An 11,725-nucleotide genomic window follows, 5' to 3' on the forward strand; every position below is an offset into this window, starting at 1 on the left:
GTTTTTAATAGAAACGCGAACAGGCGTCGTACGTTCAGTTCTTAGTAGATGAGAACACCAAGCGGTCCTTCTTCGTCTATGATATCCTCGATCTCGAATACCGAGATTGGGAAGTAAGGAAAACCCCAGGCATAGGGCACAATATCGTACAGCTGAAAATAAATCACCAACGATTTATCCGCTAGATAAAAGTCTTGATCCGCAGATATTCCCGGATACTTGACGAGCAGAGGGAGCTTCCTCGCCTTGATCTGGGCCTCGATGATCGCGTTCAGACGCTCCTCATAATTGCTGCCGGGCTTGAACAGCTCGCTCAGCTGGTAGCTGCGTCCGGTGTCGGCGTCGAAGGTAAGCGAGCGCTGCAGCGTGTTCCCGTGCGCTCCTCCCGTAAATACGTAATTGAGCAGGGAGAGGCTAAGCACGCCGCGTTCATTGGTCTTGACCTCGAACGTTCCGTCCATCTCCTGAATATCCTCGCTTGGGAAGCCTTGTTCCTTCATTAGCGCGTGCGTCTCCGCCGCGATCGCTTCATTCATCTTCTCCCGAGCCGCGACCGTCGTTCCACCGCTCACGTAGGGTACGTTCACCTTAACATTTTTGGCCGTAAACGTTCGAACCCGAATCGGGAGCATTAAGGTCTGCCCGTTCATTGTTATTCCCCCTGCCGATGGGCTAGTGTCCTCCCAGTCTATGCACTAAAGACCTATTCCGTTCGTGCCAGAGACCCGCGTATCGGGCCTCTCCCGCTTCCCGACCGCAGACCCGATCCCTATGCTGCCGATTATGCTACAATTGAACAGATCGTCCAGCGCCAAGCCGCGACGATGAAGGGGGAAGCGAGATGCAAATTTTCAAGGTCTACTTGCTCAATATCAGCATCTTGACTACATTCGCCTATCTCATTAATCTGTTTGGAAAGTTTATGCTCGACAGGCTGTCGAAAACAACGAAGTACGGACTTTCGGTGCTGATCTTTATATTGGCGGGATGGCTGGCTATGTTCTTCAGCTTCGACGTGGGTAACGATGCGAAGTTTGATCTGCGAAGCGTTCCGCTTATTTTCGGTCTGATGGTATTCTCCCATCCGGCGACGCTTATGATTATCGGCCTCAGTATAGGCGCACTGAGATTGACGTTCGGGCTGGACACGGCGGCGTGGGTCGGATGTTACAACCTGGCGATGCAGGGGGTGCTGGCCGCGCTGCTGTGCATCTGGTTTAATAGACGCAAGGAATGGTCCTATTGGACGCGGGCTTTCCTCTCCGTGCTGGCGATCAACGCGGCAAATACGATTAATATCGCCTTCTTCGGCGTGATCCCGCTAGGCGAATATGCGACAAAAATCATGCCTATTACACTTCCGACCAGTATCGTATTAAGCCTCTTTTTCCTGGTGATGATTCGCGACTTCCAGCACAATCAATCCCGAATGGACGAGTTAAGCCGAGCGAATCGGCTGTTGCGGACCCGAACCCAGGATTTGAATGCGGCGAAGGTGGAGCTGGAAAACAAAGCCGTTCAGCTGGAGGCGGCTTCCCGCTACAAATCGGAGTTTCTGGCCAATATGTCCCACGAGCTTAAGACGCCGCTGAACAGCATCATGCTGTTGTCGGAAATGCAAATCGAACAACAATTGCAGGAGGAGGACCGCATCCGCTATGCCCGGCTGATTCATCAATCGGGCGGGGAGCTTCTGAGCCTGGTAAACGACATTCTCGATCTGTCGAAGGTGGAAGCGGGCAAGTTGGATGTAGTCCTGCAGCCGATTGCTCTTAAGGATATCCTGCAGCTCATGGATGAGCAGTTCCGGCCTGTTGCGGAAAGCAAAGGCCTTGCCTACACGACGGAAATCCACGCAGCGTCAGTCGATTGGATTACGACGGACCCAATGCGCTTGAATCAGATATTGCGCAATCTGCTGGGCAATGCCTTCAAGTTCACGGCAAAGGGAGAGGTTGGGTTGCGGGTGACGACCCGAACAAATCACGATGAGGAGGAGGTCGTCTTTCAGGTGTGGGACACGGGAGCCGGGATCGAAGCAGATAAGCAGGAGGCGATCTTTGAGGTGTTCAAACAGGCGGACGGATCGATCAGTCGCCGGTACGGAGGTTCGGGGCTGGGGCTTGCGATCAGTAAACAGCTGACCGAAATGCTGGGGGGCCGGTTGGAGCTGGAAAGCGAGAAGGGCTGGGGAAGCTGCTTCGAGCTTCGGCTTCCGGTGGTCCCGCGCGTCGCCGGAAGCTAGACCGTCTCATGCAATGCCTGCCATATACGGGCGCGGGTTATAGAATGGCCATGTCTTTCAACCAGATCACGGCCTGGGTTCTATCGTTCGTTCCGATTTTGTCATAGATGCCGCTGATGTAATTTTTGACGGTGCCTTCGCTCATGAAGAGAAGCTGAGCGATCTCCCGATTGTTGCGTCCTTCCACCATATGCGCGATAATACTCAGTTCCCGGTTGGTGAACTTCAACTCGGCGGTGCGGGGGCGGGTGCGTGCAGCGACTGCGCGTCCCGGAGCCGGAGCGCTGAGCCGCGAGGCGAGCTTGACGGCAACCGAGGAGGGCAGCATCAATTCGCCGCGCGCGGCGTCTCGAATCGCCTGCAGCAGCTTCTCGGTCGGAATGTCCTTCAGCAGAAAGCCGACCGCTCCGCTTGCCAACGCATCGATAATATATTCATCCTCATCGAAGGTCGTCAATACGAGCACTCGGGTGTCGGGAGACTCGATGCGCAGCTTCTTGACCGCCTCGATTCCGTTCATGACAGGCATGCGGATGTCCATCAGCACCAGATCCGGGTTATGGAGAGCGACCAGTCTGCAGGCTTCCTCTCCGTTCTCGGCGACAGCGATCACCTCGATGTCCTCCTCCAATTGGAGAATGGTTTGCAAGCCATCCCTCATCAGAGCTTGATCGTCTGCAATCAATATTCTCAGCATTCCATTTCCCCCTTTCTTTTCCATTATAGATCAACCTGCGCATTTGAACAGCCTGAGCTTAGCGCGGCTTGCGACTTAATCACTTGTTCCGAATTGCAAGAGAATCGGCGAAAAGCGCCATTCCACGCAGGATGAGCGGCTTCCGAGTCGTGGGTTCCGAGGCAGATCGGTGTGATAAAAAATGCGGCAAGCAAAAGACTTGACATTTGCTCTGGAAATGACTAATATAATAAAGGATTTGCTGATGTAGCTCAGCTGGTAGAGCAACGCATTCGTAATGCGTAGGTCGGGGGTTCGAATCCCTTCATCAGCACCATAAAGAATACCGTAATGGCGCGCCTTCCGAGGTTATCGGGAGCGCGCCTTTTTTGTTCTAACGAGCGTTGTTCTAACAAATTTCTAAGTTTGGCCGGCGGGGTCTTTTAAAGTTGAACATCTTCATGGGAGACTTGGGATAGGGATTTTTTTGTTATTCCGTCTCCAAAGTTTTTAATCACGATCGTAAATACGTCTTCAAAGGTTACGGCGCTCAATTCTCCCTTTGAATCCAGATAGTTTAGACTGAGAATAACCATCACGCCCGGGGCTGCTACTCTCAGATATTGATCATGAAAAAGCCTTTGGGGACTTATTCTCCTTTTAGCGTTACGGATCCATTTTTATATGTACCAATTTCATGATTATGTACTGTTACAATAATAGAGATTGTATCCCATTGAACAATTTTATTTCCGTTAGAGGCAACATAATAGTCTTTAACTATGTCAATTAATGATATCATTTTATTTTTTACTTCTTGATCTGGTAAATCAAATTGACCACGATTCATATATTTTTTAGCCATTGAAGGTTGCATTAAGAGATCAAATTTTGCTTCCTTGTTATCACCTGTAACATTGAATGAAGCCCTATTAAGAAAAAAATCATCTGTTACAGTACCGTTTTCGAGTTTTTGCGCAATATCTATTATCGTAACTCTTTTTGCCAGTGTTTCCCACGTAGCTTTAGTAATGAAAAATGACAGCAATGATAATACTAAAGCGATAGACGAAAGAATAATAGGGAGTTTTGATTTTTTTTGAACTAGAGATATCTGTTTATTGTGTGCATTTGTGGTCAATTCTTCCACGGTTTCACCTTCGCTATTCCCATCTTCTGGGGTATTTTTACTCTCGCATGATCGCCATCATTCTACTATAAAAGTCGCAAGATGGCGATATGTGGAAGCAATGACCAAAACCATCACGCCCGAGGGCTTCGGCTCTGGGCTGATCAATTATACAAAAAGAAAATCCTGAATTATCGGGGGATTGACTTACAGACTAACAACCTCATGATCATGTTGCGATAATGTCTTATTAACTTGGTCGCAGAACATACTTGCGGCTCAAGCGAAGCGGGCGAGCGAGAAGATTCCCGCTCCGAAATGGTTCTTAACCGAATTCGGCGGAGAGGTGACCGCGCGAATGAGCGACCCGACCGGCACGGCGGATTTCTGGAGATCGCTTGCTGTGTCGCTCAGGCTGATGGATTACGGAAAATCTTAATGCCGCGCCGGGCGAGCGGGAAGTAAAGATCGCTGGCGGGAGGGCGTCTTCCGGGAAATACCGGGGGACGCCTTTTGCTGTGGGCAACAAGAGAGGCTTAAGACGTGCGGAATTACAGTTTGACAGGTGTGTCCTGTATTCGCTATGATGAAGAGGTTCGATTTGGGCCCAAAAATTCAAGGTGGTGAAACAGTGGCTACTTTAAAAGATATTGCCGAGAAGGTGGGCGTCTCGATATCGACCGTATCTCGGGTGTTGAACAACGATGACAGCAAAATCGTCAACGCCGTTACGAAGGAAAAGATTTTGATCACCGCCAAGGAGCTCGGTTACCGAACCAGCGGGTGGTCAAGGCGGTCGACGGGGGACGGGGGCGCAAAGCCTGCGGTCACGAAGCGGGCCGGGTGCATTATTTCGCTTCCCCAGGAAAATTATTCGTATCCTTACTTCTCGCTTGTGTTGAAGGGAATAGAGAAAGGCTTGGCCGACAGAGGCTACGGTCTGGCTTTCATTCATACGAGGGACGAGCTTCGCGATCCTTCGGTACAGCAGCAGATCATTCAGGACAGCCACGTAGACGGCGCAATTATTATCGAAGGAATCGACTCGCCGATCTACGAGGCGCTCAAGAAGCACATACCGACCATTGTCGGCGTCGATGTGAACGATCCGACGATTCCTACGGTTTCTTACGACAGGGTGTCCGCATCTCAAGCGGCGGTTCGGCATTTGATCGAGCAAGGACATCGGAAAATCGGCTTTATCGGCGGCCTGGGGTTGTCGGGAGACATCTTTCGCGAGAAGCGATTTCGGGGCTATCGCTACGCGCTGCTCGAAGCCGGCATCGAACCGGAGCGCAAGTGGATTCTGAACGCCGAGTGGCAGATTGAGACCAGCTTTGAATTGATGAGCCGGTTGGTGAAGGAGGAGCCTCGAGCGGAGCTGCCGACCGCCTTCTTCGTGGCAAGCGATGTTATGGCGATTGCGGCTATGCGCGCGGTTACGGAAGTCGGCCTGCGCGTCCCGGATGACATCGCCTTCTTCGGAGTCGACAATATCGATATTTCCCAATACACTTCCCCGCCGTTGTCGACGATACATGTTCCTAAATACGAGATCGGCCAAACGGCGGCTTATCTGTTGTCCGATTGCCTGGAGGGAAGGCTGAACTTTCCGATCAAAGCGCTGCTTCCTTATGACCTGAAAATCAGGCGCTCTTCGACCAAGGCCTAGAATAGACGGCGGCGGCTTGTCCGAGCAGGGCGACGATCAAGAGGCTGTCCTCCCGATGAGGGGGGACAGCCTCTTTGCTATGCGGGGAGCGTGGCGGAAATGCATTTACTTTTGCCTATTTTTCCGTTGTTCCATGAGGGTGAATTTGTGAAAAGCTATAAAACCGGCAAGGAGCGCCAACTTTTTCATTGACATTTTTGCCCCAAAAGATATAAGATCGTCTTAGAAAACTTTGGGCCAAAATTTGCGGAATTGACCTAAAATGTTGGGCCCAAAAAATCAGATTTGCAAAGGGGAATATCGATGAACAAAGTGACGATTATAGGCGCAGGCAGCAGTTTCACCAAAGACATCGTCGTGGATATGACGAATATTCCAAATTTGGGCGACGACTTGACCATTGGTCTGATCGATCTTGATCCGGGTCGGCTGGATCTGGCCAGACAGCTGGTGGAGAAAGTTGTTTCCCTTGCAGGCAGGAAATGGAGCGTAACGGCTTCCACAGATCGCAAGGAAGTGCTTCCCGGCTCGAACTTCGTCATTAATCAAATCGAGGTTCACGGGCTTCAAACCGTCAAGTACGAGTATGAGATTCCTTTGAAGTACGGAGTGAAGCAATGCATCGGCGATACGCTCGGTCCCGGGGGGCTGTTCAAAACTTTGAGAACGCTTCCGGCCTGGCTGGAAATCATTCGCGATATCGAAGCTTACTGTCCGGAGTGCGTCATCCTGAACTACACGAATCCGATGTCGGCGGTGACGCTGGCCACGGTCAAAACAACGCAAATTCCCGTCGTCGGCTTATGCCACTCGATTCAGAATACGTCCTCGCAGCTCGCGAAGTATTTGGACGTTCCTTACGAGGAGCTAAAGTGGAAAGCGGGCGGCATTAACCACATGTCCTGGTTCACGGAGTTGTCGCGGAACGGACGGGATTTGTATCCCGAGCTTAAAGAGAGGATGAAAAATCCCGAGCTGCTGAGGAAGGATCCGGTAAGATTGGACGCCATGAAGTACCTGGGCGCGTTCGTATCCGAATCGAGCGGTCATTTCTCAGAATATATTCCCTACTACCGGAAGCGCGAGGACTTGCTTGAGCGGCATTGCGGAGTGGGCTATAACGGCGGTACCGGATTCTACGCCAACAATTGGCCGATCTGGAGACAAGAGAACGACGAGCAGATCTTGCGCCGCATCTCCGGCCAGGAAGAGATCGGCTTCGAATCCTCCAATGAATATGCGGCGGTGATCATGGATGCGATGATTAATCATACGCCTAAGGTCATCTACGGAAACGTCGCCAACACCGGGTTGATTGACAATCTTTCGAATGACGGAGTCGTCGAGGTCGCATGCCTGATCGATCGCAACGGCATCCATCCGACTCACTTCGGAAAGCTACCCGAGCATCTGGCAGCCTTGTGCCGCAGCAATATGGCCTTCTTCGAGCTTGCGGTATCCGCGGTTCTGAACAACGACAAGGAAGCCGCGATGCATGCGCTGATGATCGATCCGCTTACGTCCGCAGTCTGCTCTCTCGATGAAATCCAATCGATGTTCAATGAATTGTACGAGGCGGAGAAGCCGTATATTGCGGATCTGCGCTGATCGGCAAGCAGCAAGGCTTGGCAAGGGTCCATAATCTATTCAATCAGGGGGAACGTTTCATGAAAAAAACGTTGGCAATGATCGTGGCTCTTATGTTGATGGTAAGCATTGTACTTGCAGGTTGTTCCAGCAACGGCAATAATGCCGGCGATTCGAGCGGAGCGGGCGGGGATAAGCCGATCAAGCTCGTCTGGTGGGTGCATGAGAATCCTTCGTTCGTCGAAGCCAACAAAAAGCTGATTGAAGACTACAAGAAAGTGAAGCCCAATGTGACGATCGATCTTCAAGTCTTCCCGTACGATGCGTTTATTCAGAAGATCAGAGTATCGATGAATACGAAAACAGCCCCGGATATTGTGCAAATGTTCGGAACTTGGGTGCGGGAATATGCGAAGAACGGCTTGCTGGAGCCAGCGGCGGACGGAGCGGCGCTCGAAGCCGAGGTCTATCCCGCAGCTATCGGCGGCTTCCAGTACGAAGGCAAAGTCTATGGCGTTCCCCACGAATTCAATATCGAGAACGCAGCGGCGCTGCGCTATCCCAAAATGTTCAAGGAAGCGGGCATCGACAAGGATCCGGCAACATGGGCGGAGCTGATCGATACCGCGAAAAAGCTGACCAAGCGCAATGGCGACAAGATTACCGTTCGGGGTCTGGATATTACCTCCAACGATAGCGTCGTGTTCTACTTCCTCGCGCTCATTCAGCAGCAGGGCGTCGATTTCTGGAACCAGGACCAGACTCAGGTCAACTTCTCCAGCCCGGAGGCCGAGAAAGCGATGCAAGAGCTGGTGGACTTGGTCAAGGTGCACAAGGTAACCGACCTGTCCAAGCTGGGAACGCCGGAGGAGCCTTATATGGTGTTCTTCAAAGGCCAATCGGCGATGACGACTGCGGGACCTTGGACGATCGCGGAAGGACACAATACGTTCAATATTCAGGACTTCGATTATATGCCGATTCCTTCCTACAGCGACAAGCCTGCGGTGTTCAGCGCGGAATCGGGCTGGGGAGAGGTTGTGTCGAAGCAAAGCGCGAACACCCAAGCGGCATGGGAATTCGTACAATTCATGATGAAGAACGAAAATGCGTCGGCATGGAATCTCCGTACCTCTTCGATTCCGGCCAATAAGCATGTTGCCGAGGATCCGAAGTATCTGGAGAGCGCGCCTACCGTGAAGGCGGCTGTGGAGGCACTGCCAAACGGACGCTGGATTGGACCTTTGGCCGACCGGGATTATTTCTTCAAGGCGATCAACGATACGTACGCCCAGATCGTCTATGACAAAACGAGCGTGAAGGACGGTTTGAAGAAGGCGGAGGACGACATCAACAAGATGCTGAAGGCTAAGCAGTAATCGATGATGAAGCTCGGGAGGCGTTCGAGGCCTCCCGATGCTTAGATTTGGAGGCGGTCCACAGATGTCGAAACAGCAAGTATCCGAGCGGAGGTTCATCGCCTTATCGCTGACGCCAATTGTTCTTCTATTTTTGGTGTTCTCGGTCATTCCCATCGGAATCGGCACCGTGCTGATGTTTTTTGATTATTCTCCCTTATCCTCTTCGACTCCGTTCGCGGGCTTGAAGCATATCCGGGAACTGTTCGCCGACGATATGTTCTACAAATCGCTGCGAGTTACGTTCACCTTCGTGGGGATAGCCATTCCGGCGAATATCGCCGTAACGCTGTTGATTGCAATGGGCATTAACAAGATTCGCGGCCGCTTCTGGAAAAACAGCTTCCGCACGATGTTCTTCCTTCCCGCGATCGCGCCGTTGGCCGGCTCGGCGGTCATCTGGACGACGATGTTTAATGCGGACAGCGGGGTTGTGAACATGGCGTTCAAGATGCTGGGCTTGCCTTCGGTCGATTGGCTGACCGATCCTTCCACGGCGCTTCTGTCCGTCATCATCATGACGCTATGGGCGGATGTCGGCTACAATATCGTGCTGTTCATGGCAGGGCTCGATTCCATTCCGGATTCGCTTTATGAAGCGGCTGAGCTGGACGGCGCCTCCCCTTGGCATGTGTTCTGGAGTATTACGCTGCCTATGCTCAGCCGCACGATGCTCTTTGTCTTCATCATGACCAGCATCTCCTACTTCCAGATGTTCCCGCAGTTCCAGATTATGACCAAGGGCGGCCCATTGTATGAAACCTATGTGCTGGCGTTGAACATCTATGACCAGGCCTTCTCGTTCATGAACATGAGCTATGCGTCTGCCATGGCCTTCGTCATGCTGATTATTATCCTCATACTAACCCTGATCCAGATGCGGATCGGCCGATCCCAATGGGAGCATTAAGGAGGACGACATGCGGACGAAAAAATGGAAATGGTCGTATATGCTGCTATTTACGGCTTTGTTAATCGGGTCTTTGCTTATGTTCGTGCCCTATCTGTGGATGGTATTGACCTCTTTCAAGAGCAATTCGGAAATATTGACCGCCTCCAATCATCTGCTGCCTCAGGAGCCGACGCTGTCGGGCTACAGGAAGGTGCTTGGAGAGGTGCCTTTTTTTCGCTGGTTCCTGAACAGCTTGTCGACCTCGGCTATCGTTACGATCGGCGCGATGTTCACCAGCGCGTTGGCCGGCTACATCTTCGCCAAATTCCGTTTCCGGGGCAAGCGCTTGCTCTTCGTCGTTATTCTGGCCACGATGATGGTTCCTTTTCAAATCGTGATGGTGCCGACCTATATCATCATCTCCAAGCTTAACCTGGTTAACGATCTGTCGGCGATCGTCATTCCTTATCTTGTGAGCGCATTTGGCGTTTTCCTGGCAAAGCAGTTCATCGAGGCGATTCCGAACGAATTGATCGAAGCCGCGCGCATGGACGGAGCGTCCGAATTCCGCACGTTCTGGTCGCTTGTTCTTCCGCAGATCAAGCCGGCGTTGTCGGCGCTCGCGATCTTCTCGTTCATGGCCGCGTGGAACAACTATTTGTGGCCGCTGATTATTTTGAACGAAGAGTCGAAAATGACCGTTCCGCTGGCGCTCGTATTCTTCAACGGGCAAAATGTCGTGAACTATAACGTGGTCATGTCGGCGGCGGTGCTGATCATGATTCCTGTGGTCATCATCTTCCTGATCTTCCAGAAGCAATTCATCAAAGGACTGACGATGACCGGATTCAAGTGAATTCGGTTGATCGTTCGTCCCTGTTCCAGGGGAGCTTGACGCATGGTTATTCGGAAGGATCGCATGACACGGGAAGCGACCTTGACCTTGGCGATGCACGGGCTGTTTATTTTCGGAAGCTCGGTATCTCTGACGTTCTTCAACATTTATTTTCTGCGGCTGAGCGAATCGTTTGCGCTTAATCTCATTTACAACGCGCTCTTCTATGTATTGACGCCGCTCGGATTCTGGATCGGGGGCTGGTTCGCGAAACGGTATGACCGGCTGCATACCCTTAGAATCAGCCTGATTCTGCACATGATGTTTTTCGCGCTCATCCTGATGCTGGGTGACGGAATCATCGAGGTTTACGGTGCGATCGCGCTTTGCCAAGGGCTTGCCGTCGGATTCTACTGGGCCGGCATTCTGGTGCTGCTATATGATGTGTCGGCCAAGATGAATCGGGTCCGATATGTGGGGATCAGCACGGTGACGCTTACGGGGGCTGGCTTGATCGGTCCCCTCGCGGGCGGATGGCTGATCGGCGGAAGCGTGAGCCTGACCGGCTATCTGTATGCCTTTGGCTTGACCTTGGCGGTGTTCGCGGCAGTGTTCGCGATCTCCCTCCTTATCGGCAAGCAGCCCCCAAGACGGAGGCGTTATCTGCTTGGCTTGACAGGGGCGATGGCCCGGCGGAATCCGCAATGGACGAAGCTGCTGGGCCTGTGGTTCTGCACCGGATTTCTGGAAGGACTAACGCTCTTCATTCCGGCGCTGCTGCTCTATGAGGTGTTCGAACGCGAGAATGTCGTCAGCGTTGCGCTGGCGGCGACATCGCTCGTCTCGGTGGCGTCGAGCTTTTACATGTCCCGCAGGGGGACGATGGAACGCGCTCCCGTCTATATGGGGGTGTGCTCCTTCGGCATCGCGCTGGGCGCGCTGCTCCTGTCCGGAGGGACGGGAACGGTGCAGGCGCTTGTGTTTCTGGTCGTTGTCGCCTGTCTGAATCCGGTCTATCACAATACGTTTATTTCCCGTTTTTTTGCCGAGACGGACAAGCTTCCGCTGAAGGGGGCCTTTCGGATCGAATCCGTCGTCCTGTACGAATCGCTGCTGAACTTCGGCCGGGTCGTCCCCTTGGTCGTTCTGCTTCCATTCGCCGATTCGCTGCGGGCGGAGGCGCTCTGGATCGCGTTCGCTTGCGCGGGAACTCTGCAAGGCGCCGCGGTGTGGCTGACTTTTCGAAGGACGAAGCATTTCACGAATTAGAG

Annotated in this window: 10 protein-coding genes and 1 tRNA gene; 8 read left to right on the forward strand and 3 right to left on the reverse strand. The window is 52.4% G+C overall.

The genetic code is table 11. The features are described 5' to 3' along the window. Positions 1–41: 41 nt before the first annotated feature. Positions 42–650 (reverse strand): DUF3298 and DUF4163 domain-containing protein, encoded by a 609-nt coding sequence (locus tag ACFO1S_RS05800; protein WP_204606092.1) that lies wholly within the window; start codon positions 648–650, stop codon positions 42–44. Positions 651–841: 191 nt separating this feature from the next. Here ACFO1S_RS05800 and ACFO1S_RS05805 point away from each other — a divergent pair, with 191 nt between their 5' ends. Then, a complete protein-coding gene (locus ACFO1S_RS05805; protein ID WP_204606091.1) occupies positions 842–2,245 on the forward strand; it encodes an ATP-binding protein in 1,404 nt (467 codons plus the stop codon). Between the two features lie 37 nt (positions 2,246–2,282). On the opposite strand, the gene ACFO1S_RS05810 is transcribed toward ACFO1S_RS05805, so the two are convergent. Further along, positions 2,283–2,942, reverse strand: coding sequence for a response regulator (locus tag ACFO1S_RS05810; protein WP_204606090.1), 660 nt, complete (start codon positions 2,940–2,942; stop codon positions 2,283–2,285). A gap of 240 nt (positions 2,943–3,182) precedes the next feature. Here ACFO1S_RS05810 and ACFO1S_RS05815 point away from each other — a divergent pair. Further along, positions 3,183–3,258: transfer RNA gene (locus tag ACFO1S_RS05815), tRNA-Thr, on the forward strand. A gap of 312 nt (positions 3,259–3,570) precedes the next feature. On the opposite strand, the gene ACFO1S_RS05820 is transcribed toward ACFO1S_RS05815, so the two are convergent. Continuing rightward, a complete protein-coding gene (locus tag ACFO1S_RS05820) occupies positions 3,571–4,071 on the reverse strand; it encodes a hypothetical protein (protein WP_204606089.1) in 501 nt (166 codons plus the stop codon). 610 nt (positions 4,072–4,681) lie between these two features. Between ACFO1S_RS05820 and ACFO1S_RS05825 the strand changes: the two genes are divergently transcribed. From ACFO1S_RS05825 to ACFO1S_RS05850, 6 genes are all read left to right on the forward strand, one after another. After that, positions 4,682–5,722 carry a LacI family DNA-binding transcriptional regulator gene (locus ACFO1S_RS05825; protein WP_204606088.1) on the forward strand — a complete coding sequence of 347 codons (1,041 nt, stop codon included), beginning with the start codon at positions 4,682–4,684 and terminating at the stop codon, positions 5,720–5,722. Between the two features lie 303 nt (positions 5,723–6,025). After that, the gene (gene melA / locus ACFO1S_RS05830; RefSeq protein WP_204606087.1) at positions 6,026–7,330 is read left to right on the forward strand and encodes an alpha-galactosidase; all 1,305 of its coding nucleotides are present in this window, start codon (positions 6,026–6,028) and stop codon (positions 7,328–7,330) included. Between the two features lie 59 nt (positions 7,331–7,389). Then, positions 7,390–8,688 (forward strand): ABC transporter substrate-binding protein, encoded by a 1,299-nt coding sequence (locus ACFO1S_RS05835; protein ID WP_204606086.1) that lies wholly within the window; start codon positions 7,390–7,392, stop codon positions 8,686–8,688. Positions 8,689–8,752: 64 nt separating this feature from the next. Beyond that, positions 8,753–9,637, forward strand: coding sequence for a carbohydrate ABC transporter permease (locus ACFO1S_RS05840; protein WP_204606085.1), 885 nt, complete (start codon positions 8,753–8,755; stop codon positions 9,635–9,637). Positions 9,638–9,647: 10 nt separating this feature from the next. Beyond that, positions 9,648–10,475, forward strand: a complete 828-nt coding sequence (locus tag ACFO1S_RS05845; RefSeq protein WP_204606084.1) for a carbohydrate ABC transporter permease — start codon at positions 9,648–9,650, stop codon at positions 10,473–10,475. A gap of 42 nt (positions 10,476–10,517) precedes the next feature. Next, a complete protein-coding gene (locus tag ACFO1S_RS05850) occupies positions 10,518–11,723 on the forward strand; it encodes an MFS transporter (RefSeq protein ID WP_204606083.1) in 1,206 nt (401 codons plus the stop codon). The last annotated feature ends 2 nt before the right edge of the window (positions 11,724–11,725 follow it).

This window comes from Cohnella boryungensis (assembly GCF_042651945.1).
Lineage (GTDB): Bacteria > Bacillota > Bacilli > Paenibacillales > Paenibacillaceae > Cohnella > Cohnella boryungensis.